Below are 26,470 nucleotides of genomic sequence, written 5' to 3' on the forward strand. Positions count from 1 at the left end.
GGCCCGTCCGGTCGGTGACCGGACGAGAGACATCACCGCGGCGCGCGGCGGCGTCGACGGCACGATGTCTCGAACATAGTTTTGCCGATCTTCCCGGAGAATTCGAAACCCCGTGGCCACGGCGTCACCCGGTAGGCTCCAGGATCGGTAGGAAAGCGGTCACCTGAAGGGGGCGTGTTGCTCGACAGCGGTGCGGTGTTCGCCGGGTTCACCATAGAGAAGCTCCTCGGTCAGGGCGGCATGGGATCGGTGTATCTCGCCCGTCATCCCAGACTTCCTCGGCAGACCGCGCTCAAACTGCTCAACCGGGAGCTGTTCACCGACGTGGAGGTCCGGGCCCGCTTCGAGCGGGAGGCGGACCTGGCGGCGCAGTTGGACCATCCGAACATCGTCGCGGTGTACGACCGCGGCACCGAGGACGAGCAGCTGTGGATCTCCATGCAGTACGTCGACGGCGTCGACGCGGCCACGGTGAACCCGCAGAACCTGCCGCCGGAGCGTGCCGTGCAGATCGTCGAAGGCGTCGCCTCCGCCCTTGACTACGCGCACGGGATGGGGGTGCTGCACCGCGACGTCAAGCCGGCGAACATCATGCTGGCCCGCGCGGTGGGCGGCCACGGTGAGCGGGTCTTCCTCACCGATTTCGGCATCGCCCGGCTGCGTGAGGATTCCACCCACCTGACCCAGACCGGCATGTTCACCGCGACGCTGGCCTACGCCTCGCCCGAGCAGATGACCGGGGCCCACCTGGACCACCGCTCCGATCAGTACTCGCTGGCGTGCGCGCTGTATTGGTTGCTGACCGGCGTCGCCCCGTTCGACGCGCCCGCCCCCGCCGACATCATCCGCGGCCACCTCCAGTTGCCGCCGCCCTCCGTCGCGGCCCGGCGCGCCGGTCTGTCGCCCGCGCTGGACGCGGTGATCGCCAAGGCCATGGCGAAGCGACCCGACGACCGATACGTCTCCTGCGTCGAATTCGCCTCGGCCGCGCGGCGAGCGCTCACCGAGCCCGCTCCGACGGTGGTGGCCGCGCAGTACCAACCGCAGCCCGCGCCCACCGTCCTCGCGCAACCGGCCTATCCCGGGCCGGAGGCGAGTCCGCCGACCTACGTCCCCACCGCCTCCGCCCCCGGCTATACCGCTCCACCGCAGTACAACCCGAACCCCATGAGCGGCCAGCAGTTCTCGGCGTCCAATGGCTATGCCGCGGCGGCTCCGCAGCCGAGTTACCCTGCGGCGCCGCTGCCTTCGGCTCCGGCGCCGATCGCCTATCCGCCCCACCAGCCGAGTTATCCGTCGCAGGGCCGCTCCAATACCGGCCTGATCGTGACCATCGTCCTGGTGATCGTGGCGCTGCTGGTCGGCGTCGGCATCGTCGTCGCGAAGGTCGGATTCTCGAATTCCGCGTCGCCGCTCGACCTCCCCACCAAGACGCCGTCGGGCCCGTCCGCCGCGGACAGGCTCGCCGAAGCGTTCCCGAAGCTGCTGCCGCAAGGCGTCGATACGAAATACGACATCGGCTCCGGACCGGGCTATCGCGGCAAGACCTGCTTCCTCGGCACCGCCAAGCCGGGCGGCAAGGTGTCCAGCGCCAACGGCGTACCCGACTTCCCGAACTGGGCGACGGCCTGGAACTGCTGGGGCACACCGATCGACGAGCCCGACTACGTCCTCATCGGCTTCAAGTCGTCCGCCGATGCCCAGGCCGCTGTGCGGGACCTGCCGTCGAATACCGCGACGACCGAACGCAACAACGGCGAGTCGTATTCGACCTACCGGTGGCAGGAGAAAGCGAGCGGACTGCCGGACGGCTATCTCGTCGTCGACTTCGCCGACGACCCGGCCCGGTCGAACTACCTGCTGTTCGCCACGGTGACCCTCACCGACAGCATGCCGACCTCCGGGTTCGGCATCACCTCGGCGAAATTCAAGGCCTGGTTCGCCGACCTGCCGCTGTGAACCAGGAGTCTCAGTCGACGGCCAGCGCCTCCACGATGGGCAGCCGGGCCGCCCGCAACGCGGGTGGAATCGACCCGAGCAGCGCCAGCGCCAGCGCGATCACGGCGTAGACCAGCAGCATCGGGCTCGGCCGGTAGGCCACGTCGATGGTCAGGGCGTGTCCGATGGCGACCGTGCCCAGGAACTGCACCGACGCGCCGAGCGCCAGACCAAGCACCGCGCCGACGATCCCGATACCGGCGGCCTCGGCCAGCACCGAGCGCATCAGGAACTTGCGCCCGGTGCCCATGGCACGCAGTACGCCGAGTTCCCTGCGGCGCTCCAGCACCGAGAGCATCAACGTGTTGAGCAACGCGACGGTGGCGACCAGCACCACGATCCAGAGAATGGCGTTGCTCATCGCCATGCCCTGCCGGATGCTCGACGAAGCGGCCACCACCGTGTCCGCGCCGGTGTCCACGTTCAACTCCGGCGGCACCACTTGCCGTATCGCCGCGAACACCGCCGCGCGGTCGGCGCCCGGTGCGATGTCGACCGCGATGACCGTCTCCCCGGGCCGTTCGTACCAGCTGCGCATCAGGTTCAGGTCCATCATCACCACGCCGGCGATGGCGGAGAAGTACGGAATCACCTGCAACACACGCACGGTGTGGGGGCCGGTCGGGGTCGGCAGGGTCAGTTCCGCGCCCGCACCGACGCCGAGTGAGCGCGCCACGTCGCGCGAGATGGCCACGCCTTCCCCGGCCGACAGCCGGGCGACCGATTCGTCGGTGAGCATGCGCATCCGCGTTTCCCTGGCGTCGGGCGGAAACCCTTGCAGCATCACGCGACTGCCGCCCAGCGTGGCGAAGGCCATCTGCGCCGGGCTGAGATGCGCGACGCCGGGCACCGCCGCGAGCTTGCCCGCCAGATCCGTGGGCAGCAGCGGCCCGGTCGGGAACTGCGCCATCGAGGCGGGGCTGACGTAGACGTCGTTGCGGGCCAGATCGGTGAAAGTGACCGTGGCCGAGTCGATCATGTTGCTGGACGCGCCGCTCATGCCGACGGTGGCCCCGACACCGATCATCACCGTCATCGCGGTCGCCCACACGCGCCGCGGCGAACGCTCCAGCGTGGTCGCGCCCAGGGCGCCGGGGGCGCGGAACCAGCGCGCGATCCCCGCCGCGGCCCGCACGATCGGGCCGGTCGCGGCGAAACAGATCAGGATCGCGGCGATGAACGACATCGAGATCGCGGTCAGCGAGTAGCGGCCGAGATCGCTGCTCGCGATCAGCACCGCCGCCCCGGCCAGCCCGCCACCCGCGATGACGGCGAGCCAGCGCAGCAGCGGGCTCGCGGTGTCGGTCCGGCCCGCTCCGACCGGAGCCAGCGCCTCGATGGGCTGGACCTTGTACACCTGGCGGGCGGCGAGGGAGGCCGCGAGCACGCTGGTGAACACGCAGGCCACGACGGCGAACGGAATCACGTACCAGGGCACCGAGTATTCGGTGCGCGCCTCCACGGACTGCACGATCGCGGTGGGCAGTGTGCCGATCGCGATGCTGCCCATGAACACACCCAGCGCCGCGCCGACCGCGCCGCCGAGCACGCCGAGCAGCGCCGCCTCGGCCAGCAGGTCGCGCACCATCGGGCCGCGCTTGCCGCCGATCGCGCGCAGCAGCGAGAGCATCGGCCTGCGCTGGGCGATCGCCATGCTCATCGCGTTGTAGATGAGGAACGCCGAGACGATCAGCGCGGCCGCCGACGCCATGGTGGTGGAGTAGCGGACGATCTGCACCGCGCCGCCCGCCTGCGCGGTGCGCAGACTCGGCTCGGCCACCACCGCGCGGCCGTCCACCGCGTCGGTGAGTGCCGCGCGCACCTGGCCGAGATCGGCGCCCTGAGCGGGAATGATCTGCACCGAGTCCAGCCGCCCGGCGCGGTCGGTGATCTTCTGCGCCAGCCCGAGCGGGGCGGCGATGAGGTGGCCGTCGTCGAGTTTCCGGGAGGTCTCCGCGTCGAGGACACCCGCGACCGTGACCGTCGTGCCGCCCAGCGCGAACTGCTCGCCCTCGGTGCGGCCGAGCCCGGTGCCCACCAGCACCCCATTGGGCACCGAGAGCAGCTTCCCCGTGAAAGCGCTCATCGGCGCGGTCAATTCGCTGCCCAGCGCGCCGATGTTCGAGTCGGCGCCGATCAGCAGCGCGCGGTCGGCGCCGGTGCCGATCTGCGCCCGCAGCATCGGCACCGCCACCGCGACGCCGGGTGTGGTCGCGATCCGCCGCAGCAATTGCTGGTCGAATCCCGCGTCGGTGATCCCGCTGACCTCCAGCTGCGCCTTCCCGCCCAGGCCGCGGGTCAGTCTGTCCACCGAGCCGGTGACCGATCCGGAGATGCTCAGCACCGCCACCAGCAGCGACGCTGACACGCCCATCACGATCAGCGACATGAAGGTGCGGCCGCGATGGGCGAGCAGCTCGCCGATGTTGAACAGCCGCAGGCGATCCCACGCCGCGCCGATCATGCTGTTTCCCTTCTCGCCCGCATGTCCACGCCGCGCCGCCGACCGTTCACGCGTTGACCGTCCGCTCGACCTTGTCGTTGGACCCGATCCGGCCGTCGCGCAGGGTGATCACACGGTCGCAGTAGGTCACCGCGCCCATGTCGTGGGTCACCATCACCACCGAACTGCCCGATGCGGCGATCTCGCCGAGCAACTCGAGGATGGCGGCGCCGGTCTTGGAGTCGAGATTGCCGGTGGGCTCGTCGGCCAGGATCAGCGGCGGGTCCATGATCAACGCCCGCGCCACCGCCACCCGCTGCATCTGCCCGCCGGACAATTCGGCTGGACGGTGTTCGGCCCGCGCCGCGAGGCCCACCCGGTCGAGCAACTCCAGGGCGCGCGGCTTGGCCTTGCGCAAACCCGTGCCGTCCAGCAGTTTCGGTATCGCCACGTTCTCCCACGCCGAGAGCGTGGGCAGCAGGTTGAAGAATTGGAAGACGAATCCGACCTGGTGACGCCGGAATTCCGACTGCTGCTCCTCGTCCAGCACGCCGATCTCCTCGCCCCGGAACCGGATCGAGCCCGCGTCGGGACTGTCCAGCGCGCCGAGCAGATGCAACAGGGTGCTCTTACCGGAACCGGATGGCCCGATGATCGAGGTGAATTCCCCTGTCTCGATGCGCAATGCGACGTCGTCGAGTGCGCGGACCGCCTGGCCGCCGACCCGATACTCCTTCGTCACGCCCGATAGTTCCAGCATTGCCGGTTCCGGCATCGTCGTCCCCCGCTCCGTATGGTCGATCAAAGTTCTTCGTTCCTCGTCGCGCGTTACCGCGCCATGGCCTCCGACGCGAGTTTGCGGCGACGATACTGTGCGTCGAGCACCGCGCGCAGCACCGGCTGCTCGGCCGCCAGTTCGAGATAGGCCTCCATCGCCGTCGATCCCTGGTCGAGTTTTGCGGCGAAGTGGAGATTCCACCGGTAGCGCAAGGTGAGCAGGAGCCCGTCCTCGCCGCCGAACAGCCGATCCAGATCGGGGAGTCCCGCGAACAGGTCGGGATCGGCCGGGTCGAGCGCCGCGCGGGTGAGTACGGTGTGCACGATGTCGGTTCGAGCGTGCTGATCCGTCCAGGACATGGCCATCGCCTTCCTCTGTGAATACCGCCAACGCTACGGACGCGACCGTCTTGTTGTCGTCGTGCCAGGGACCCGAATGCGTCTCCGACCACGGTAGGAGCGGCGGCCCGCTCGTGGGACGATGTACCGGCCCGGATCCGGCGGCTAGCCTTACAGAATGGGTTCGACCGGCGTATCCGAAGCACCGCCAGGTACGCCTCGCGCGGGCCGCGTGCCGGCCTCGATGCGGCGTGTCGGGGAGCGGTGCGCCGAGTTCGCGCGCGATCCGGTCGCGGCCTTCCGGCGCAGCGTCGAGGAGTTGCCCTACGACTACCCGCCCTCGGTGATCGTCAGCGTCGACATCGCGGTCTTCGCCGTGGCGGTCGCGGCGGCGATCCAGCGGCACAGCTATTTCCCGACCCTGCTTCCGATCGTGGCGGTGCTACTGACCTGCGCTTTCGGTCCCTTGCATGCGTTGCTCGGCGTGCTGCCGCGCCCGCTGCTGCTCGGCGCGATGGCGATGACGGCCGAGGCGCTGTTCCTCGCTCAACCGGTCGAGGCCGATTTCGCGCCGTTCGTCCTGGTGGCCGCCGCGGGCGAGATCGCGGCGATCGCGCCGAAACGGGTGAGCATCCCGGTCACCATCGCGATGATGCTGCAACTGGTCGCTTTCGCCCTGATCGGCCATGTGACCGAAGGGTTGCCGACCTATCTGGTCGGCATCGCCTTCGGCTGGATGGCCGGGTTGATGCTGCAGTATCAGCGCCGCTTCCTCTACCAGGAACGCGGGTATCAGGACATCCGCGCCGCGCAGGCCGCCGACGAGGAGCGGCGCCGGATCGCCAGAGAAGTGCACGACGTGATCGCGCACTCGCTGAGCGTCACGCTGTTGCATCTCACCGCCGCCCGGCACGCGCTGCAGACCGACCGCGACGTGGACGAAGCCGTGGAAGCGCTGACCGACGCCGAACGACTCGGCAGGCAGGCGATGGCCGACATCCGCCGCACGGTGGGCCTGCTCGACGCGCGCCCTTGGAAGCAGGCGCCGGAACCGGGTGTGGAGGACATCGAGGATCTGGTCGGCGATTTCGTGCGGGCCGGTCTAGACGTGCGCTACGACCGCGAGGGCGATCTCGGCGCGGTGTCGCCCGCGGTCGGGCTCGCGCTGTACCGGATCGGCCAGGAGTCGCTGGCGAACGTGGTCAAACACGCGCACGGCGCGTCCGCCAGGATCCGGGTCGCGGTGGACACGACGATGGTCACCCTCACGGTGGACAACACGGTGCCCGCCGGGCTGCCCGCCCAGCGCGGCGCGGGCATGGGTCTGTCCGGTATGCGGCAGCGCGCCGAACTGCTCGGCGGGCGCATGACGGCGGGCCCGTCCAGCCGCGGCTGGTCGGTGCGAGCCGGTATCCCGCTCGCGCCCGGTCGCGGCGGATTCTCGTGTTCGGTGCTGCCGGGAAGCTCCACCACCGGCCGGGAGGTTTCGTGAGCGAGCGTCGGCGAACCGGAGCATCGGGCGTTGTCGGGTCCGGGCAACGAGGTGGAGTCGTGCGCGTTCACCGGCGAGTGAACCGAGAACGGAGCGTGCCGTCGTGCAGGTCGGAGCCGAACGCCACCGGGGTGCGGTCGTGAGCGTGACGACACCCGCCAGTGGCGAGGACGCCGTAACCGTGCTGGTGGTCGACGACCAGGAACTCGTGCGTGGCGGTCTGCGGCGCATCCTGCGCAGGCGGGACGGATTCGTGGTCGCCGAATGCGCCGACGGCGACGAGGTGCCCGCCGCCGTCGCGGAGGTCGGCCCCGACGTGGTGCTGATGGACCTGCGGATGAAACGGGTCGGCGGCATCGACGCGACCAGGATGCTGCGGGCGCGCGACGGGGCTCCGCCGGTCCTGGTGCTCACCACTTTCGACGACGATCAGTTGCTGTCTGGAGCGCTGCGCGCGGGCGCGGCCGGATTCATCCTCAAGGACTCGCCCGCCGAGGACCTCATTCGCGCGGTACGGATGGTCGCGGGCGGCGGCGCCTGGCTCGACCCCGCGGTGACCGGCCGCGTGCTGTCGGCCTACCGCACCGTACGCCCGGTGCGCACCACCACGGATGCACGCCTGTCCGAGCTGACCGCGCGCGAATACGAGGTGCTCGAACTGATCGGGCGCGGCCGGGTGAACGCGGAAATCGCTCGTGAACTCGGCATCTCGGAAGTGACCGTGAAAAGTCATGTGGGGCATATCTTCGGCAAGCTCGAGCTGCGGGATCGGGCCGCGGCGATCGTGTTCGCGTTTGACCACGGGGTGGTGACACCCGGAGAATCCAATCTATGACGGGCAGGCTCCGGTCGCGTACCGCGTGATCTCGGTGTGCGTTCCAGGCCCGGGATGCGGAGGATGACGGGTGCAGGAACCTGGGCCGAGAACCGGGACGCGGTTCGGGCCGTACGAACTGCGGTCGTTGCTGGGCAAGGGGGGAATGGGAGAGGTATACGAGGCGTACGACACGGTCAAGGACCGGGTGGTCGCGGTCAAGCTGCTCTCCGAAGAACTCGCCAAAGACCCGATGTACCAGTTGCGTTTCCGGCGCGAATCGCAGGCCGCGGCACGGCTGGCCGAACCGCACGTCATCCCGATCCACGACTGGGGCGTCATCGACGGGGTGCTGTTCATCGACATGCGGTTGGTCCGGGGCGTCGATCTGCGCACCCTGTTGCGCGGCAAGGGTCCGCTGAGCCCCGCTCGCGCCGTCGGCATCATCGAGCAGATCGCTTCGGCGCTCGACGCCGCGCACGCGAACAATCTGGTGCATCGCGACGTGAAACCGGCGAACATCCTTGTCACGGACGCGGATTTCGCGTATCTAGCCGATTTCGGTATCGCGCATACCGAAGGCGACAGCGCGGTGACGCTGGTCGGCATGGCCGTCGGCTCCTACATCTACATGGCTCCTGAGCGCTTCGACGTCGGCCCGGTGACCGGCCGCGCCGACGTCTACTCGCTGGCCTGCGTGCTGCACGAGTGCCTGACCGGAGCGACGCCGTTCCCGGCGGCCAGCATGAACGTGCTGATCAAATCGCACATGTCCGATCCGCCGCCGCGGCCGAGCGCGCAGGCCAGTGGCATTCCCGCCGCGTTGGACGAGGTGGTGAACCGCGGTATGGCCAAGGACCCGGCCGACCGCTACCCGACCGCGACCGCGCTGGCCAGGGCCGCCCGCGCCGCCCTCACCTCGGCGCCTGCCACCGGGCCGACGCTGGTGGTGCGCGCGCCCGACCGGTCGCAGCAGGCCGGTGCGGCGGTCGCGCCGGAATCGACCGGCGAGCTGCCCGTGATCCATCCGAGCGCGCCGACGGTGGTCCGGCCGACGGAGTTCCAGTTCACGCCGCTTCCGTCGGCTGATGCGCCGGAGCCGCCGCGAGCCCCGTTCCCGCCGGAGGTGGACTTGCCTCCGATACGTCCCTTCCCGGACGCGCACCTGTATCCGGAAACCCAGGCGTATCTGGAGGCGGCGGGATACCCGCAGGCGCCGGAGCCTGCCGCGCCGCCGACACAGGTGTATCGGCAGGGCTACACCGATTCCGCCGCGCCGGGGGTTTTCGATTCCGCGTACGCGCGACAGCTGGACGACGCCGCATACCCCGATCCGGATTCCACTCGGATGTTTTCGGAGCCCGCTGCCCCGCCGACGCAGGTGTTCGGGCAGGGTTCAGCCGCGCCGGGGGTTTTCGATTCCGCGTACGCGGGGCAGGCGGACGACTCCGCGTACGCCGATCCTGATTCCACGCGGGTATACGCGGAACCGACTGTGGCGCAGGCGTATTCCGATACGCCGCCGCAACCCTATTCGCAGGCCACCGAAAACACCTTCACCGAAGGTCATCCGGGGCTCGGGAAATACCCGCAGTATCCGGATCGAGAACAGCCACCCGCACCGCACCGCACGCGCGACCACCTTCCCGCACCGGACTCGGCCCCGACCCAGTATCTGGCGCCGGCGGAGCACCACGCACACGCGGCTCGCACCGACTATCCGCCGCATGGCGATTACCCCGCGCGCACCGGCCGCCCCCTGGGCCGCGACGAACCGGAGTACGGCTATGACGAGTACGACGAGCCCGATTACTCCGAGTCTCGTCCGAGTCGCTCCATAGCGCTCCCCATCATGGTGGCCGTTTTCGCCATCGTCGCGTTGACCGTCGGCGGCGCGATCGCCTGGCAGTCGTTCGGCCGCGGGCAAGTCGAGACGACCTCCGCCGCCGCGCACTCCGAGGAGTCCGCGCCGGTGGCCGGGCCCACCACTCGGGCGCCGAGCCGCACATCGGCCCCGTCGGCCACGTCGACCTCGGCGAAGCCGACCCAGGTCACGCTGCCCGCGGGCGCGAAGCCGTGCGGCCAGGGGCAGGCCGCCGCCGGGACGTTCACCCAGTCGGCGACGGGTACCGCCGTGACCAGCTGTGCGTTCGCCGAGGAGGTGCGCAGAGCCTATGCCGCACTCGGCCAGTCGCAGAACGCGACTCGTGACGCGCCGCGCTCGGTCGTCGCGATCAGCCCGGTCACCGGCCGCAGCTACACCATGAACTGCCTGCCCGAAGGTCAGGTCGTCACGTGCAGCGGCGGCGAGAACGCGGTGGTGTACGTCTACTGACGGTGCGGCGCAGGTCGGCTACGGCACGGCCGGGCTTCCGCCCGGGACCACCGGCAAGCCCGCCGCCTTCCAGGCTCGGAACCCTCCGACGAGGTCGGTCACCTGACGCAGTCCCAGACGCAGCCCGTCGGCGGCCGCGAGACTGGAGGCGTAGCCCTCGTTGCACACGATCACCACCGGGGTGTCGGCGGCGACGCCGGGCAGCCGGTGGTCGCCGTTCGGGTCGAGGCGCCACTCCAGGACGATCCGCTCGACCACGACCGCGCCGGGTATCTCACCCTCGGCACTGCGGTTCGCGTGCGGCCGGATGTCCACGATCAGTCCGCCCTCGGCCTGCACCGCGGCGGCCTGCTCCGGCGTCACCCGTTCCAGCTGCGCTCTGGCCCTGGTCACCATGTCCTCGGCGCCTGTACTCATCGTGCATCCACTCCGCTCGCTGACGTCCCTGCGAAGTCAGCCAGCGTACGGTATTCGCGGACCGGTCGAAGCGGGGGAGAGTACGCGTGCACCGACGCGGCGGGCCACGGCTTGTCGTTGCGCAGCTGATGCGCTCGATCGGGACCGAATCCGACCGTGTCACCTGCCCGTCGTTCCGCCTTCTGGACCGTCCCGCCCAGATACAGATATTCCTCGCTGAGTTCCCCCACGGTCATGGTGAACGAGCCGGACGCGCCGCCGTGGTCGTGCGGTTCGGTGCCCTGCCCAGGAGCCCAGGACAGCAGCCACAACTCCACGCCCATGGTCAGGGCCAGGCGGGTCCACCAGCGCTGCTCGGCGTCGAAGCGCACGATGTCCAGCAGCGGCGTGGCCAATTCCGCGGCCACCGAGCTGGTCAACCGGTGTAACTCGGCGGGTGACCACAGCGTCCGCTCCGGGTGGATGGCGTCTCGAACCAGCGGCACGTCGATGTCGGGATGGATATCGCGCGCGTGCTTGAGGTTCACCGGAACGGATGTGGTCACATGTGCTCCTGACGGGATCGATCGGATGAGCGGCTCGTGGCTGCCGCGTGGATTCTCCGCCATCGCGCCCGGATTTTCACGAATCACGATCAGGGCGAATAAAATTCATCGATCGCCGTCACGGCCGCACACCGGGCCTCGGCGTGCGGCGCCACCGCCGTTCGGCTACCCGAACCCGGGCATGGGCGGGGATTCCGGGAAGACGACGGGCAACGACACGAGGGCACGGTGGAACGGTCCAGGTCGCCAGGACAGCTCTTCCGGCTCGACCGCCAGTCGCATCTCGGGCAGGGCATCCAGTAGTTGGTCGATGGCGTCCTGCGCGATCAGGTACGCCATCGATTTGGCGGGGCAGGAGTGCGGTCCGGCTCCCCAAGCCAGGTGCGCCCGGCTGTCGGTGTGCTGGCCGGTGTGGATCGCCGGATCGTTGTTGCACGCGGCCATGCTGATCACGACCGGCTGGTGCGCGGGCAACCACACGTCGTCGATCAGGATCGGCTGTTTCGGGTAGCTGAAGCAGTAGTTGGCGCCGGGCGGGTCGTCGAACAGCACCTCGTCGAGTGCGTCGCGGGTGGACAAGCTGCCGCCGAATATCCCCCCCGCGAATCGGCGGTCGGTGAGCATCAGCCGCAAGGTGTTGGCGATCAGGTTCTGCTGTGGCTCGATCCCCGCCCCGTACAGGGTGACCAACTGGTGGATCATCTCCATGTCGTCGAGGCCGACAGGGTGCCGCAGCAGTCGCGAGGTGATGTCGTCCCCCGGACTCCGCCGTTTCATCTGCACCAGGTCGAACAGCGCGTCGGCGAGCATCGCGTTGCCCTTGTCCGCGTTGACGCCCTCGAAGATGGCGGCCATGCCGATCGCGACGTGCTGCCCGATCTCCGGCGGGCAGCCGAGCATCGAATTGAGCACCGCGAATGTGAGCGGGAACGCGTACTGGCTGATCAGATCCGCCGCACCGTCCTGGCAGAAGGCGTTGATCAGCGGGCCCGCGATCTGTTCGGTCGTCGCGTGCAGTGCGTGCAGGTCGACCGCGTCGATAGCGGCGACATTCACCTGCCGGTAGCGCTGGTGCTCGAATCCGGTGTTGCGCAGCGCGTTCGGCCGCCACTCCATCATCGGCAGGATCGGGCAGCCACCGGGAATGCCTTGCTGCCAAGTGCGTGGGTCCGAGGGAAAGTGCACCGGGTCGTTGAGGATTCGCAGCGCCGTGTAGTAACCGATCACCAACGTCGCGGGCACATTCGGCGCCAGTTCGATCGGCACGAGCGAGCCGTACCGGCGGCGCATCTCACGGTAGGCGTGATGCGGGTCCGCGGCGAATGCCTCCGTGTACAACGCGACCCGTGGCCCGTCGGTGTCTAGTGGCGAATTGTGCTGAACTGGACAGCTTTTCGTGCTCTCAGAAGTGGATTGCGGGGACTGTGGCGTGGACAAAGGGCATGACTCCAGAAGAGGAGGCTCGTCGCCGGTGCGTGCGGGGCACGCGGGGTCGGCTACGCGCCGGTCAGGTGCATGTTTTCCGATGTAGCTACGGGATCGTAAGCAGTTCCGGCGCCGTGGTGGGGCGGTTTGAGTCGCCCGATCGGTGAACGCGGAGCTGTTCGCGGCGGCTGCGTCGGTCCGGGGCTTGCTCGCGCCGCTCGGCAGGCGCCTCTCGACCGTGTTTCGTCATGGCCGCCCTCGTCGTCCCCGTAGGGGGTTTATCGGCTCAGTGCCGCATCGCGATTCATCCGGGAAGGTGGTCCGTCGCACTGGCGATTCAGTGATGGCAGAGGCCTCGGTCACGTACGTCCGCTCATTCGGACGGGCGTGGATGCCCCGCCGGAGCGCCTCTTCAGTATCAGCGGAAGCGTCGTGGCGACTGAACCGAGCCCCGCCGTTGCGCGACCGGCGGTTCGGCGTTCCTGCGATGGTCGGCCTGATCATTCGCCGAGGTCCGCCGCATACCGTTCGGAGAGCGAGGCGACGCGTTCGGCGGGCCAGGGGCACCGGATGTCTCCTCGGGTAGCGGCGAAGAAGACTTCCAGGTGGACGTGCCAGGCGGCCAGCAGTTGGGGCCGTAGCCTAGCCAGTTTTTCCGGCAGGGTCTGGGTCAGCTCCACCCGCACGCCGAGGTCGGGATCGGCTTCGAAGGACCAGCGCACGGTGCCTGCCACCGCGTCGTCGTGCCGCCACTCGTACTCCAGCCACCGAGGCGGCTCGACACCGACGAGCTCACCCGCCTCGACGTGCGCGTTGGTCGCCCGGATCGGCGGCGGGCCGCCCACGGTCGGAGTGTGCTCCTCGGTGAGCAGCGACCACAGCCGGTCCCGCGGCTGCCACACCAGGTCGCGAGCGAAGCGCAGCGCATAGCCGTCGGCGACCTCGGCGCAGTCGCCCGTGTCCAGCCCGAATTCCGCTGTGTAGTACTCGATATCGGCGAGCCAGGTGGTGTCCGGTTCGGTGTGGCCACCGTCGAGCGCGGCCGTGAGTGCCGCCAGGCAGCGGTCCCAGCCGACCGCTGACCGCGCGGCGCCGAGCCGCGCGCCGGGCCCGCCGCCGAGGACATGGGTGAAGATCAGCAGCGTTGCGTCCCCATCGGCCACCAGCTCGAAGCGCAGCACGTCCCGGTTCCATCGGAACATGTAGACCTTGGGTGGGTCGAATTCGAGCACCTCGCCGTGGGACATGCTGTCGGCTGTCTCCGGTGCGTCGGCGAAGGTGAATCGCATCGCTGCGCCGGGCCGCGGTTCGGTCGTGACAGCGGCGGGGAACCAGGCGGACATCTGGCTCGGATCGCTGATCGCGCGCCACACTTTTTCCGGGGGATGGGCCAGCCTGCGTTCGAACCGCAGGGTGGGCGCGCCGTCGACGGTGCGCAGTCGTGCTCGGGGCTCGCTCATCGGTGTCCTTTCTCGTCGGGCATGGCGTCGAGATGACGTTCCAGGGCGTCGAGGCTGGTTTCAGGGCTGTGGCCACGACCGCAGTGCGATGTCCGCGGTCCGGCGCAGGTGCGACGGTTTCGCGCCCGAGGCGGCTTGGACCGCGATCCCGTCGGAGACCGTCATGAGGTAGCGGGCGAGGTCGGCGGGTTTGCTGTCCTCGGGGAGGTCGCCGTCGGCGCGTGCTCGCTCCAAGCGCCGCCGCAGCGCGGCCTCGCCCGCGAGGCGCACCGCCACCGCGCTCTTGCGGCTGTGCTCGGCTTCCGGCCCGCAGGCTTGCGCGCTGCGCACCGATAGGCAGCCGGGGCTGTCGTGCCCGGTGGTCAGCTCGATCGCGCCGGCGAGGTACGCGGCCGCGACCGCGCGGGCGGTCGGGAGTTCGATGGCTTCGGTGAGGTAGCGCCCGGGTCCGTCGACATAGCGTTCGAGCGCCCGGTCGAACAGTTCCGCTTTGCTGCCGAAGGCGGCGTACAAGCTGGGACGGTTGATGCCCATCGCCGCGGTGAGATCCGACAACGCGGCGCCCTCGTAGCCGTACCGCCAGAACACCTCCAGCGCGCGGTCCAGCGCGCTGTCGATGTCGAAGCCCCGGGGCCTGCCTCCCGGCATGGGCACCTCCCACTGCTGTTTGCCTATCGGTACCTTAGGCCGCCGCGGTGCGCGCTCACAGGTCGCCGACCGGTCTGCGCACACCGGTTTCCGCGGCTTCGGCGATGGCGTCGACGAGACGGCGCTGGCGCAGGCCCACGGTGAAGTCGGGCCGAGCGGTCCTGCCCTCGGCGATGGCGCTCGCGGTCTCGCGGTAGACGCCCGCGACGTGGGCGACCGGGCCTGGGGGCAGTGTGGACGGCACCAGGCGGTAGCGCTCCGGGACCGGGAGTTCGCTGATCAACCCCTGATCGGTGCGCAGTTCGATGCGCCAGTCGGCCCAGTGCGGATACATCCCGGCCTGCACCGGGCTGATCGCAAGAGCCCCCTCCGTACCGCGAATGTGCAGCGCGAATCCGGACGGAGCGTCCGCGTTTCCGCCGTGCACGGTCACCGCGGCGACCGCGCCGCTCTTCAAGCGACCGGCCAGGACCAACTGCTCCGGTTGCCGATTCGGGACGGTCCGGCCGGTGCCGACGACGGTCAATTCCTCGTGCGGTGCGGCGACGACGGCGGACACTTCGGCGAGTTCACCGGCCAGGTGTTCGAGCACCGCGAGCACGTGCCCGGCCATGATCGTCAGCAGACCGGTGCCCTGGGCGGGATCGGTGGTCCAAGCCAGTTCCGGCCGAATCGAACCGCCGCCGAACGGATCTCCGGCGGCGATGACGGTGACCGCGGAAACGGCGCCGATCCGGCCCGCCGCGAGCAGATCGCGGACGAAGTTCACCGACGGCGAGTGGTAGCCCTGCAAGACCACCGCGTGCACTACATCCGCCGCTGTCGCCGCCGCGGTCAGCTCGGCGCTCTCGGCCGCGCTCGCGCCCATCGGCCACTCGCAGACGACGTGCTTGCCCGCCGCGAGCGCCGCGCGCACCACCGCCGCGTGCCCCGGTGACTTCACTGTCGCCACAACCAGGTCCACCTCGGGATGCGCGGCCAACTCGGCCGCGTCGGTGAACGCGTGCGTGGCGCCGGTGGCCTCGGCCGCGGCGGCGGCCGAGGCGGGGTTGGTCGTCGCCACCGCCGCGACGCGGAACTCGGGCAGTGCGGCCAGCGCGGGCAGGTGGGTCGCGGCGGCCCAGCTTCCGGTGGGATTCGCGCCGACGACGCCGACACCGAGCGGGGTGGTGCTACCGGTCATGAGGACTCCTAGTTCTGTACCGTTGGGTAGTAAACTAGGCGCGCTACGGCCGCGCGACAACCGATAATGTACCGATAGGTAAAAAATTCGCCGCCGATTCGAGAGTGCGCCCCTCCCGCTCGGCTCCAGTGATGGTTGCTGAGAGATTGCGAATAAGTGTGCGAGAGATTTGCGCCGGATCGGGACGGCGGTGCTCCGGCGTGGTCTGGCGCGGGAATGCCCGCGGATCGGAAGTTCACGTCCGGGCAGTGGCGCCACTCTGGCGAATTGGCGGTGACCGTGCTTGCGGCGGGGAACTTCGGCCGGGCTCGATCCGATCGTGGCTGCCGAACTGCATGGCGGTGGTCGTCCCGGCCTCGGGGGCTTGCGTCGACCGCCTCGATGTGCTTTCCGCCAAGGTGGGTGCATCTCGTGGTGAAGCCCGCCAAACGTGCTCGCGGGAAGCCTTGCCCTCGGGGGCATACCTCCGGCACCCAAAAAGTCCTGCGGTAATACTCGAATGCTATTGAGCGCGACCGGGGTGCGCAGACCTGTTCGGCAGTGGCCGTGGCGGTCAGAGGTTTTCGGTGAACTGGGGCGTAATCAATTCATCTAGTACGTTCTCCGGGATAACGAGAAGCAGTTCTCGGGTGAGGCCGACGGCGAACGTCGGTTCCGAACCCGGCCGCTCGGCGACATCGGGCGGGTAGGTGGAGGTGTCCATGCTTGTTGACCGCGCCGTCGTCATCTGGCGGGGAGACAAGAGTCAGTCGACCCGAGGCCGCGCCCCTGCCGTCGCGGTCGCCGGTCGGCGAGCCGGGGGAGTTCGCGAGAAGAATGTGCCGAAAATGTCTACTGATCGATTCCGCAGAGTTCGAAACGTCCTGGGTTGTGCGGCGCTTGCCGCGGCTCTGGTAGCCGGGTGTAGTACCAACCGCGCCGAGGATTCGTCGAGCGAGCCGACCATCACCGAGGCCGCAGCCCGCACCGACCAGAAGGGCCTGTCCATCATCGTGCCGGGCACCTTGGCAGCGAGCTATGCCGAGCTCGCCGCGGGCGTGCGCGGGAAGATGGGCATGGCCATCGTGCCGGTCGGCGGCGAGCAGCCGATCACCTTCGGCGAATGGACCAGCGGTCCGGCCTGGTCGACGATGAAGGTGCCGCTGACCGTCGCCGCGCTGCGGCGCAGTCCGAGCAGCTCGAACTACGCCGCGTCGGCCGCGATCACGCAATCCGACAACGCCGCCGCCGACGTGCTGTGGCAGTCGCTGGGCACGCCGCAGGAGGCGGCGCAGGCCGTGCAGGCGGTGCTGCGCGAAGGTGGGGACAGCAAGACCGTCGTGCCCGCCACCCGTGCCCGTGCCGAACACTCGGCCTTCGGTCAGGCGGAGTGGTCGCTGATCGACCAGGTGCGGTTCGCTTCACATTTGCCGTGTCTGCCCCAGACCGACCGCGTTACTTCGCTGATGGAACAGGTCATCGCCAGCCAGCGCTGGGGTCTCGGCGAGTTCGGCGGCGCCGAGTTCAAGGGCGGCTGGGGGCCGGACGTGTCGGGCAACTACCTGGTGCGGCAGTTCGGGATCATCAACGTCCCCTCGGGGCAGATCGCGATCGCGGTCGCGGTGCAGCCGGAGTCGGGATCGCTCAGCGACGGCATGAACGTTCTGGACAAACTGGCCACCGTCGTCTCCCAGCATCTCGGCGAGCTGGCCGGGGGTCATTGCGCGGCCGCGTGAGGTCATCTGTCCAGGTCAGTGTTACGCGACGTTCACGGGGGCGGGGCTGCCGAGATCGGACATGGGGGGCAAGATAGCGGCCATGCGCATCGGAGTTCTGACCGGAGGCGGAGACTGCCCAGGACTGAACGCGGTCATCCGCGCCGTCGTTCGCACCGCGAACGGCCGTTACGGAGACGCGATCGTCGGCTTCGAGGACGGTTGGCGCGGCCTATTGGAGGACCGAAAGATCCAGATCCGCAACGACGACCGCACCGACCGGATCCTCACCAAGGGCGGCACCATCCTCGGCACCGCCCGCACCAACCCCGACGTGCTGCGCGCGGGCCTCGGCCGGATCAAGCAGACCCTGGACGACAACGGCATCGAAGCCCTGATCCCGATCGGCGGCGAGGGCACGCTCACCGCCGCGAGCTGGTTGTCCGACGAAGGCGTACCGGTGGTCGGCGTCCCGAAGACCATCGACAACGACATCGATTGCACCGACGTCACTTTCGGCCACGACACCGCCTTGAACATCGCCACCGAGGCGATCGACCGGTTGCACACCACCGCCGAATCGCACCAGCGCGTCATGCTCATCGAGGTGATGGGCCGCCACGCGGGCTGGATCGCGGTCGGCGCCGGCATGGCGGCGGGCGCCCATCTGACGCTCGTGCCGGAGGTCCCCTTCGAGGTCGACGAGGTGTGCGCCATGATCAAGCGGCGTTTCCAGCGCGGTGACAAGCACTTCATCTGCGTCGTCGCCGAAGGATCGCACCCCGCGCCGGACTCCGGGTTCACCTTGCGCGAGGGCGGCATCGACGAGTTCGGCCACGAGCGGTTCACCGGCGTCGCCCAGCAGCTCGGCGTGGAGATCGAGCGGCGCATCGGCAAAGAGGTCCGCACCACCGTGCTCGGTCACGTGCAGCGCGGCGGCAGCCCCACGCCCTACGACCGGGTGCTGGCCACGCGCTTCGGCCTGCACGCCGCCGAGGCGGTGCACGCGGGCAAGTTCGGCCAGATGGTCGCGTTGCACGGCACCACCATCGACCTGGTCCCGCTGTCGGAGGCCACCAAGCAGCTCAAGCGGGTGCCTTCGGAGCGCTACCGCGAGGCGGAGGCGTTCTTCGGTTAAGGGCGTCGCATATGGCAGATGAACTCAGCGGTGAGCTGTGGTTACCGCCGCTGTCGGGGATCCATACCGTCGAACTGAAGCGACGGCTTGCCCGGCTACCCCGCGCCGGTAGCAGCGCTGAGGAACGTGATCAGGTGGACGCGATGTTCGGCCGAGATCGGCTCGATGAGGGCCTCGAGGCGTGGTGATCGTCTCCGGGGCGACCGCGCCGGTCGCTTCGACGCGGATGTGCATATGTCCGGATACGCTGGCCGGTATGGCCGAACTCCCTGTGCACGATCTGCCGGATACCGCCGTCGACGTCCTGCGCCGCCGAGCGCGCGCGGCCGGGTTGCCGCTGTCGCGGTACATCGGGCGCGAGCTGGTCGCGCTGGCCGGTCGACGCACGGCGGACGACGCGGTCGTCGAGTTCTTGGAGTCCGAAGGACGCGACCTGGCCCCGCAAATAGATGATGACGCGGTGGCTCTAGTACGGCGGTACGACCTTTCGATCGAGGCGCTCGACGTTCTGGGTCGCCGCGCTCGCTCCGCGGGTGTTCCGCTGGGGGAGTATGCGCGTCGCGAACTGGTGCGGCTGGCGCGGCGCAGCACCGTCGAGGACGCGTTGCTGGAGTTCCGCGAGGTGCAGGAACGGGATCCGAGTCCGCGACTCGACATGGCGGAGATCGCCGCGGCCGTGCGGTACGCGCGCGGCGAATAGGCCGGGGCCGGCCCGCGTCGTCGGTACCCTGAGTCGCATGCGCAGTGGGCGACTGATCGCGTTGGCACTGTTGGTGATCACGGCAGTGGCGGCCGGGTGCTCGGAGTCGAATCCGCCCGAGCCGACCACGGGTGACTGGCACGGCGCCGTCGAGGTCCCCGGTCAGCCGGTGCAGGTCGGCGTGAGTTTCCACGACGACGGCACGGCCACCGTCGACATCCCGGCGCAGGGCATGAGCGGCGTGCAACTCAAAGACGTCAGCACCGACCGCAACGGCGTGTCTTTCGCGGTCCCCGACGTCCCTGGCGATCCGGTGTTCCACGGCAAGTACGAGTCCGGAACCGACCGGATCACCGGAGATCTCACCCAGGCGGGGCAGAAATTCCCGCTTGCGCTGAGCCGGGGCAAGGTCGTACCGCCAGCCCATCCGCAGGAACCGAAGCCACCGTTCCCGTACAAGACCGAGGATGTCACCTACGGCAACAGCGGCATCACTATCGCGGGCACGTTGACCGAACCGCAGGGCCCTGGCCCGTTCCCGGCCATCCTCATGATCACCGGAAGCGGCGCCCAGAACCGCGACGAGGAACTGATGGGGCACAAGCCGTTCCTGCTGCTGGCCGACACCTTCACCCGCGCGGGCTACGCCGTGCTGCGCACCGACGACCGAGGCGTCGGTGGCACCGGCGGCAAGCTGGACGACGCGAACTACACCGACCTGGCCGAGGACGCCGCCGCGGGCGTCCGCTTCTTGCGGGCCCGCTCCGAGATCGACCCGGCGCGGGTCGGGCTCTTCGGCCACAGCGAGGGCGGCTACCTCGCGCCGCTGGTCGCCGCGCGCCCCGACAGCGGCGTCGCGTTCGCCGTCCTGATGGCCGGACCCGGCGTCCCTGGCTCGGACGTGCTCGTCGAACAGACCCGCTTGCTCGCCGCCGCGAACGGAACACCTCCCGACCAGGTGGAGACCCAGGTCCGGGACATGGCCGAACTGTCCGCCCTGCTGAAGGCGGGCGACCTCGACGGAGCGAGACAACTGGCCGTTCGGCAGAACCAGGCCCTGCCCGCCGACCAGCGCGTGCCCGACGATCAGGCGGCCGCGCAGATCACGCCGTATCTGGCCGCCCTGGTCGCCTACGATCCGGCGCCCGCGCTCTCCGCCCTGCGGATTCCGGTGTTCGCGTTCTTCGGCGGCAAGGATCTCCAGGTGCCCCCGGCGCAGAGCGAGCAGCCGATGCGCGACCACCTCGCCGCCGACCCCGATGCGACCGTCCACGTCTTCCCGGGTCTCAACCACCTGATGCAGCACACCGAGACCGGCCTTCCCCGCGAGTACGGCGCCATCGAAACGACCATCTCTCCCGAGGTGCTCGACTACGTCACCGGCTGGCTGCGGCAGCGGGTCCCGGTGAAGTAACACCGCGCCGCGGGACGCGAGAGCCGCTGCGCTGCGACGGGAGCGCTTACCTAAACTGATGGCCATGAGCGCACCCACGGTCGACCTGATGGATTACTCGGATGTCATCGCCCGGTTCGAGCCGGTGCTCGGCATGGAGGTCCACGTCGAGCTGAACACCGCGACGAAGATGTTCTGCGGTTGCCCGACCGAGTTCGGCGCCGAGCCGAACACCCAGGTGTGCCCCGTGTGCCTCGGCTTGCCCGGTTCGCTCCCGGTGGTCAACCAGAAGGCCGTCGAATCGGCCATCCGGATCGGGCTGGCGCTGAACTGCTCGATCACGCCGTGGGGCCGGTTCGCGCGGAAGAACTACTTCTACCCCGATCAGCCGAAGAACTACCAGATCAGCCAGTACGACGAGCCGATCGCCACGAACGGGCACCTGGACGTGGTGCTCGACGACGGCAGCATCTTCCGTGTCGACATCGAGCGCGCGCACATGGAGGAGGACACCGGCAAGTCGGTGCACATCGGCGGTGCGACCGGCCGCATCCACGGCGCGAGCCACTCCCTGCTCGATTACAACCGGGCGGGGGTGCCGCTGATCGAGATCGTCACCAAGCCGATCACCGGCGCGGGGGAGCGCGCCCCCGAGGTGGCGCGGGCGTACGTGACAGCGCTGCGGGATCTGCTGAAGTCGCTCGGGGTGTCCGACGTGAAGATGGAGCAGGGTTCGCTGCGCTGCGACGCGAACGTCTCCCTGATGCCCATCGGCGCAACGGAATTCGGCACCCGCACGGAGACCAAGAACGTCAACTCGCTGCGCAGTGTCGAGGTCGCGGTGCGCTTCGAGATGCGCAGGCAGGCCGCTGTGCTCGCGGGCGGCGGCACGATAGTCCAGGAGACCAGGCACTTCCACGAGGCCGACGGCACCACTTCGCCCGGTCGCCGCAAGGAGACCGCCGAGGACTACCGCTACTTCCCCGAGCCGGACCTCGAGCCCGTCGCGCCCGCGGCGGAGTGGGTCGAGCAGTTGCGCGGCACGATCCCCGAGTACCCCTGGCTGCGCCGCGCGCGCATCCAGTCCGATTGGGGCCTGTCCGACGAGGTGATGCGCGACCTGGTCAACGCGGGCGCGCTGGACCTGATCATCGCCACCGTCGACGCGGGCGCACCGGCCAACGAGGCGCGCTCCTGGTGGGTCGCCTACCTCACCGAGAAGGCCAAGGAGCGCGAGGTCGCGCTGGAGGAGCTGCCGATCAGCCCGGCCCAGGTCGCCGAGGTGATCAAGCTGGTCGACGCGAAGACGATCAACAACAAGGTGGCCAAGCAGGTCGTCGACCACGTGCTGGCAGGCGAGGGCGACCCGGCGCAGATCGTCGAGGCCAAGGGCCTCGGCATGGTCAGCGACGACAGCGCCTTGCAGTCGGAGGTGGAGAAGGCCCTGGCCGCGAATCCCGACATCGCCGACAAGATCCGCTCCGGCAAGGTGCAGGCCGCGGGCAAAATCGTCGGCGACGTCATGAAGGCGACCCGCGGACAGGCCGACGCGGCGCGCGTCCGCGAACTGGTCCTGGCCGCCTGCAGCTAGGTTCGGCGGTCGACCCCGACCGCGCTGTATGACGTGGTCGGGGTCGGTGGCGTGGTGTAGCGCGCGTTCGGCAGGTAGAGCCGCTCCTCGTACGCCGCGACGGTGGTCGGTACGTCGAAGCGTGGGTCGGTGACGCGCCCTACGACCGATCCCGTAGTGCCCGCGTGGTCGAGCGCGACCACCGCGATCGTGTTGGACCGGTTCTGCACGACCAGAAGTGTGTCGCCGCGCAGCAGCAGTCCGTCCCCGTTGGGCAGCGTCTCGGCGCCGAGGTCGATCCGCCGCGTCGTGCCCGTCGCCGGGTCGACGCGGAACAACCGGCCGGTCACCGACTGCATGATGATCAAGCCGGTGCCGTCGGGTGTGCGCACGATCCCGTTGGCGTTGATCGCTCCGGGCTCGTAGCGGATGTCGCCGGTCAACGGGCGTCGCACCACCGCCGTGGGTGAGGGCAGAGCGTCCTGGTCACCGACGGGCAGATGGTAGAGCACGGGCGTGCGCGAGTCGGTGAACCACGCGCCCGTGGGCGTGAGCACGACATCGTTGACGAACGTGTCCGGCGAGATGCCGAGGGGGTAGCTCGCCAATACCGCGCCCGTGCCGGTGTCCACGACGCGTGCGTCGCCTCCGGTGCCGCCGGCGACGAACAGCCGACCGTGGTGGTCGACCTGGAGTCCGAGCGCGGGCGTCCCCGGCCCCTGGCTCAGGATCTCGCCTTGCCCGGTCACCAGGTCGGCGCGGTAGATGGAGCCGTCGACTCGCGAACCGAAGTAGGCCACCGGCCGTGTACCGATGGCGATGCCTTCCGGCTGGAACCCGGCGGGCAGGTCGATCCCGGCGGCGAGGACCGGAGGGTATGCCGCCGTCCGGTCCCCGGGCGCCGACGCCGCGACGCCGAGACAGCCGAGCGCGGCCGAGATCGCCAGGACTCGCTTCATCTCATTGCTCCTCTGTATCGGTGGTCGCGGGGCCTGCGGCATCGGGCCGAGACGTTCAGGCAGTGCCGAGCGTTTCGACGTCTCCGTAACCGACCGTGAAATGACCATTCCCGCAGGGATTTTCGAGCTCGTCCAGGACGGCTACGGCAAGGTCTTCCGCCGAGATCCGGGACGTGCCGTCAGCGCTGGTGATGAGCGTCGTGGTGCCCCGCCGGTACTTCCCGGTGCGTTGTCCGGGTTCGAGGAGGGCGGGTGGGCTGAGATAGACCGAGTCGGCCGGATGCGCCCGGCAGGTCTCCCATTGCGCGACGCTCGCGGCGGCGATGGTGCGGATCGACGCCGGTACGTATTCCGGACTGTCGAGTACCAGCTGCTCGGGGTGTCCCGGAACCCGTAGCGGCGCGGCGCCGCCGACGACGAGGATGCGCGTCCCGGTGGCCGCGGCCGCGTCGAGCAGGGCTGTTGTAGTCGTCGTGACGGTATGTTCCTGCCCAGCGGCCGCACGGGTCGCGGCCACGATAGCGTCGGCGCCGTCGAACAATTCGCTCATCCGGACCCTGTCGTTCGCGTCGCCCTCGACAACGGTCACCATGGGCGGCAGGGCGATCCGCGGCCCTGTCCGGAAGACGGCGACGATCTCGTGGCCGCGGCCGGTGGCCTCGTCGACGACGCACGAGCCGACCATGCCTGCGGCTCCGACAACGGCGATCTTCATTTCGATATCCCTTCGGGTGCTGCGACAGGAGCGGAGAAGCGGGTGGGCGCGGGAAGCTGTCCCGCGACGATCGCGGCGAGCGCGAGCCCGAAACCCGCGAGTTGGACCGGGCCGAGTGTCTGGCCGAGCAGAACGGCGCCGAGAACCGCCGCGACCAGCGGCGAGAGCAGAACCAGAACCGCGACGGAGGTGACGGGCAAGGAGCCGATGCCGCGGAACCACAGGACATACGCGAGCAGACCCCCGACCAGCCCCAGCCATAGGTACCCGAGAACGGCGGGCGGGTCGATCGCGGGAGGCGGCCCTTCGACGAAGAACGTGAGAGGCAGCAGGAAAAGCCCACCGGCAGTGAGTTGCCAGCCCGCGAACGCCGTGGGACCGGCCTCGGCAGGCCGCCCCCACTTCTTCGTGAGGGTCAAGCCGAGCGCCATGGAAGCCGCGGCGGCAAGGCCGGCGACAACCCCGGTGAGGTCGAAGGCCGCGTCCGGCCCGATCACCACCAAGCCGACGCCGACAAGGCCTATCGCTCCCCAGACCAGGCGCCAAGCGGAGGGGCTTTCGCCCAAGATCACCACGGCCAAGACGGCCACGACGAGCGGCTGGGCCGCCGCCAAGGTCGCGGCCACGCCGCCCGGCAAGCGTTCGGCGGCGAGGAACAGCATCGGGAACAGCAGCCCGATGTTGAGCACACCCAGCACCGCGGCTTTGCCCCACCAGGCTCCGCGCGGCAGCGTCCGCGTGATCGCCAGCGCGATCAGACCCGCGGGCAAGGCCCGCAGGAGACCGGCGAACAGCGGGTGTCCCGGTGGGAGCAGCTCGGTGGTGACGACATAGGTCGTGCCCCATGACGCGGGAGCGAGCGCCGTCAGGACGGTGCGCGGCAGGGTTCCCAGTGGCGCAGTTCCGCCGAAAACCGCCTGTGTTGCTGGACTTTTCACCTTCGCAGTCTCGCGCGGAAGTGATCAATGAGTCCAACACATGTTTGTCAATTCATCAATCGTGTTCAAAGATCAATCCATGGAGCTCCAGCAGATGCGCTACGTCATCGCCGTGGCCGAGACGAACAGCTTCACCCGGGCCGCCGAACGATGCCTCGTCGTGCAGTCCGCCCTCAGTCATCAGATCGCGCGTCTGGAACGGGAATTGGGCGCGCGACTCTTCGAGCGCACCAGCCGCCGGGTGCGCCTCACACCGGCCGGCGCGGCGTTCCTCCCCGCCGCCCGGCAGTGCCTCGACGCCGCCGAGCGCGCCGCCGCCGAGGTGGCCGCGGCGGTCGGCGAGGTGCGCGGGCGGCTCGCCGTCGGGCTGATCCCCACCGTCGCCGCGGTGGACATCCCGGAGGCGCTGCGCGATTTCCGCCGCCGCCACCCGCACGTGCGCATCAGCCTGCGCGTGGGTGCGAGCGAGGAGCTGGTGGAGAAGGTCGAGCAAGGAGCCATCGATGTCGCATTCCTCGGATTGCCGACGACGGCACGACCCCGAGGCGTGGTCGCGCACGAACTCGCCCGCGACCGGCACGTAGCCGTCGTCGCGCTGGACCATCCGCTCGCCGGAGAGCGGTCGATCGACCTGCGCACGCTGTCCGCCGAGGTCTTCGTGGATCTCCCGGCCGGGACCGCCGGACGTCTCCAGTCCGACCAAGCCTTCACTGCCGCCGGTCTGGACCGTGACGTCGCTTTCGAAGTGACCAGCGCGGACTATATCGCCCGACTCGTCCGCCCCGGCCTCGCCATCGCCATGCTCCCGTCCGCTTACGTGCCCCAGCTGGAGGGCGTGACCACCATCGAGGTCACCGACGCCCCCGCCCGAGTCGAATACGTCATCTGGAGCCGCAGCCGCACACCGGCGGCCACCGCGTTCCTCACCGTGCTCGGCATCACCGCGCAGGCCTCGGACGACTCGTGAAGAATCACGCCTCGTTTCGGCCCGAGCGCCGCACCGGGAGATGCTGTGGAGTGACATCCTGACCTTCTTCGCCCCCGTGACCTGATCGGACTCTGCCGGATGTGTCGGTGTCGAGTGGCGCGAGCGAAACCTGGGTCCGTCCGTCGCTTCTCAGGGCGGTCGGCGCCGGTTCCGACAGCGAGATCGGCGCGCATGCCGTTGCGCGCTCGGCTCAGTTGGGGGCGGCTGTTCGTTCGTGGGGAAAGAGTGAGCGGCAGCCACCGCCCACTGGCCGAGGCAAAGCCTCAGATCGCACGGTTACCGCAGCGCGGGCCCAGCACATCTTGCCAAGGCGGAGCCTGAGGCCACGCGGTTACCGCCGTCCGCGCCCAGCGCACCTCGACCACGGGTTTCGAGCGAAGCGAGACCGAGCATGCGCCGTTCGCGGCCCGGCTCGCGTCCGAGCGCGTCGTTGACGACCTGCTCCAGGATCGCGCCACGGCCGAGACGGGCCTCGAGCAGCTTCGCTGGCGCCTTACCG

At 69.4% G+C, this 26,470-nt stretch carries 24 protein-coding genes and 1 pseudogene; 11 read left to right on the plus strand and 14 right to left on the minus strand.

Annotation, left to right across the window (positions count from 1 at the left end; all coding sequences use genetic code 11):
- The first annotated feature begins 174 nt into the window (after window positions 1–174).
- Complete coding sequence (locus tag ABZW96_RS29075) at window positions 175–1,959, plus strand: protein kinase (protein WP_355078808.1); 1,785 nt, start codon at window positions 175–177, stop codon at window positions 1,957–1,959.
- A 10-nt stretch (window positions 1,960–1,969) separates the two neighbouring features.
- On the opposite strand, the gene ABZW96_RS29080 is transcribed toward ABZW96_RS29075, so the two are convergent.
- Genes ABZW96_RS29080 through ABZW96_RS29090 form a run of 3 tightly spaced genes read right to left on the minus strand, consistent with a single transcriptional unit; the run spans window position 1,970 to window position 5,578 of the window.
- On the minus strand, window positions 1,970–4,462 hold the full coding sequence (locus ABZW96_RS29080; RefSeq protein WP_355078809.1) for an FtsX-like permease family protein: 2,493 nt from the start codon (window positions 4,460–4,462) through the stop codon (window positions 1,970–1,972).
- 46 nt (window positions 4,463–4,508) lie between these two features.
- Window positions 4,509–5,216, minus strand: coding sequence for an ABC transporter ATP-binding protein (locus ABZW96_RS29085; RefSeq protein WP_355078810.1), 708 nt, complete (start codon window positions 5,214–5,216; stop codon window positions 4,509–4,511).
- Between the two features lie 53 nt (window positions 5,217–5,269).
- Window positions 5,270–5,578 (minus strand): hypothetical protein, encoded by a 309-nt coding sequence (locus ABZW96_RS29090; RefSeq protein ID WP_355078811.1) that lies wholly within the window; start codon window positions 5,576–5,578, stop codon window positions 5,270–5,272.
- 157 nt (window positions 5,579–5,735) lie between these two features.
- Here ABZW96_RS29090 and ABZW96_RS29095 point away from each other — a divergent pair, with 157 nt between their 5' ends.
- From ABZW96_RS29095 to ABZW96_RS29105, 3 genes and pseudogenes are all read left to right on the plus strand, one after another.
- On the plus strand, window positions 5,736–7,049 hold the full coding sequence (locus ABZW96_RS29095) for a histidine kinase (RefSeq protein WP_355078812.1): 1,314 nt from the start codon (window positions 5,736–5,738) through the stop codon (window positions 7,047–7,049).
- Between the two features lie 181 nt (window positions 7,050–7,230).
- Window positions 7,231–7,884, plus strand: coding sequence for a response regulator transcription factor (locus ABZW96_RS29100; protein ID WP_355078833.1), 654 nt, complete (start codon window positions 7,231–7,233; stop codon window positions 7,882–7,884).
- 70 nt (window positions 7,885–7,954) lie between these two features.
- Window positions 7,955–8,782 (plus strand): annotated as a pseudogene (locus ABZW96_RS29105) (serine/threonine-protein kinase); the annotation flags it as partial.
- A 1,434-nt stretch (window positions 8,783–10,216) separates the two neighbouring features.
- Here the strand turns inward: ABZW96_RS29105 and ABZW96_RS29110 are convergent.
- From ABZW96_RS29110 to ABZW96_RS29140, 7 genes are all read right to left on the minus strand, one after another.
- Window positions 10,217–10,615: a rhodanese-like domain-containing protein gene (locus tag ABZW96_RS29110; RefSeq protein WP_355078813.1), complete on the minus strand. Its 399-nt coding sequence runs from the start codon at window positions 10,613–10,615 to the stop codon at window positions 10,217–10,219.
- Window positions 10,612–11,160, minus strand: coding sequence for a cysteine dioxygenase family protein (locus ABZW96_RS29115; RefSeq protein WP_355078814.1), 549 nt, complete (start codon window positions 11,158–11,160; stop codon window positions 10,612–10,614). The genes ABZW96_RS29110 and ABZW96_RS29115 overlap by 4 nt, the downstream gene beginning before the upstream one ends.
- A gap of 165 nt (window positions 11,161–11,325) precedes the next feature.
- Window positions 11,326–12,426 (minus strand): cytochrome P450, encoded by a 1,101-nt coding sequence (locus ABZW96_RS29120; RefSeq protein ID WP_355078815.1) that lies wholly within the window; start codon window positions 12,424–12,426, stop codon window positions 11,326–11,328.
- 659 nt (window positions 12,427–13,085) lie between these two features.
- Window positions 13,086–14,045, minus strand: a complete 960-nt coding sequence (locus ABZW96_RS29125) for an SRPBCC family protein (protein WP_355078816.1) — start codon at window positions 14,043–14,045, stop codon at window positions 13,086–13,088.
- A gap of 60 nt (window positions 14,046–14,105) precedes the next feature.
- Complete coding sequence (locus ABZW96_RS29130; protein ID WP_355078817.1) at window positions 14,106–14,693, minus strand: TetR/AcrR family transcriptional regulator; 588 nt, start codon at window positions 14,691–14,693, stop codon at window positions 14,106–14,108.
- Window positions 14,694–14,748: 55 nt separating this feature from the next.
- Entirely contained in the window at window positions 14,749–15,876 is a 1,128-nt protein-coding gene (locus ABZW96_RS29135; protein WP_355078818.1) for a Gfo/Idh/MocA family oxidoreductase, read from the minus strand.
- Window positions 15,877–16,429: 553 nt separating this feature from the next.
- A complete protein-coding gene (locus ABZW96_RS29140) occupies window positions 16,430–16,579 on the minus strand; it encodes a hypothetical protein (RefSeq protein WP_355078819.1) in 150 nt (49 codons plus the stop codon).
- Window positions 16,580–16,703: 124 nt separating this feature from the next.
- On the opposite strand from ABZW96_RS29140, the gene ABZW96_RS29145 reads away from it, so the two are divergent.
- From ABZW96_RS29145 to gatB, 6 genes are all read left to right on the plus strand, one after another.
- On the plus strand, window positions 16,704–17,591 hold the full coding sequence (locus tag ABZW96_RS29145) for a hypothetical protein (protein ID WP_355078820.1): 888 nt from the start codon (window positions 16,704–16,706) through the stop codon (window positions 17,589–17,591).
- Window positions 17,592–17,673: 82 nt separating this feature from the next.
- Complete coding sequence (locus ABZW96_RS29150; RefSeq protein ID WP_355078821.1) at window positions 17,674–18,708, plus strand: ATP-dependent 6-phosphofructokinase; 1,035 nt, start codon at window positions 17,674–17,676, stop codon at window positions 18,706–18,708.
- 11 nt (window positions 18,709–18,719) lie between these two features.
- Window positions 18,720–18,896 (plus strand): hypothetical protein, encoded by a 177-nt coding sequence (locus ABZW96_RS29155; protein ID WP_355078822.1) that lies wholly within the window; start codon window positions 18,720–18,722, stop codon window positions 18,894–18,896.
- A 68-nt stretch (window positions 18,897–18,964) separates the two neighbouring features.
- A complete protein-coding gene (locus ABZW96_RS29160; protein ID WP_355078823.1) occupies window positions 18,965–19,408 on the plus strand; it encodes a hypothetical protein in 444 nt (147 codons plus the stop codon).
- Window positions 19,409–19,445: 37 nt separating this feature from the next.
- A complete protein-coding gene (locus ABZW96_RS29165; RefSeq protein WP_355078824.1) occupies window positions 19,446–20,822 on the plus strand; it encodes an alpha/beta fold hydrolase in 1,377 nt (458 codons plus the stop codon).
- Window positions 20,823–20,886: 64 nt separating this feature from the next.
- Complete coding sequence (gene gatB, locus ABZW96_RS29170) at window positions 20,887–22,392, plus strand: Asp-tRNA(Asn)/Glu-tRNA(Gln) amidotransferase subunit GatB (protein ID WP_355078825.1); 1,506 nt, start codon at window positions 20,887–20,889, stop codon at window positions 22,390–22,392.
- Here gatB and ABZW96_RS29175 read toward each other — a convergent pair.
- From ABZW96_RS29175 to ABZW96_RS29185, 3 genes are read right to left on the minus strand one after another with little or no spacing between them, the layout of a single operon-like run.
- Window positions 22,389–23,330 (minus strand): superoxide dismutase, encoded by a 942-nt coding sequence (locus tag ABZW96_RS29175; protein WP_355078826.1) that lies wholly within the window; start codon window positions 23,328–23,330, stop codon window positions 22,389–22,391. The genes gatB and ABZW96_RS29175 overlap by 4 nt on opposite strands.
- Window positions 23,331–23,385: 55 nt before the next feature.
- Window positions 23,386–24,045: an NAD(P)H-binding protein gene (locus ABZW96_RS29180; RefSeq protein ID WP_355078827.1), complete on the minus strand. Its 660-nt coding sequence runs from the start codon at window positions 24,043–24,045 to the stop codon at window positions 23,386–23,388.
- A complete protein-coding gene (locus ABZW96_RS29185) occupies window positions 24,042–24,914 on the minus strand; it encodes an EamA family transporter (protein ID WP_355078834.1) in 873 nt (290 codons plus the stop codon). The genes ABZW96_RS29180 and ABZW96_RS29185 overlap by 4 nt, the downstream gene beginning before the upstream one ends.
- Window positions 24,915–25,062: 148 nt before the next feature.
- Between ABZW96_RS29185 and ABZW96_RS29190 the strand changes: the two genes are divergently transcribed.
- Window positions 25,063–25,950: a LysR substrate-binding domain-containing protein gene (locus ABZW96_RS29190; RefSeq protein ID WP_355078828.1), complete on the plus strand. Its 888-nt coding sequence runs from the start codon at window positions 25,063–25,065 to the stop codon at window positions 25,948–25,950.
- Between the two features lie 297 nt (window positions 25,951–26,247).
- On the opposite strand, the gene ABZW96_RS29195 is transcribed toward ABZW96_RS29190, so the two are convergent.
- Window positions 26,248–26,470, minus strand: a 223-nt coding sequence (locus ABZW96_RS29195; protein WP_355078835.1) for a hypothetical protein, incomplete at its 5' end; no start/stop codon positions are given.

Source organism: Nocardia sp. NPDC004168 (assembly GCF_040610355.1).
Lineage (GTDB): Bacteria > Actinomycetota > Actinomycetes > Mycobacteriales > Mycobacteriaceae > Nocardia > Nocardia sichangensis.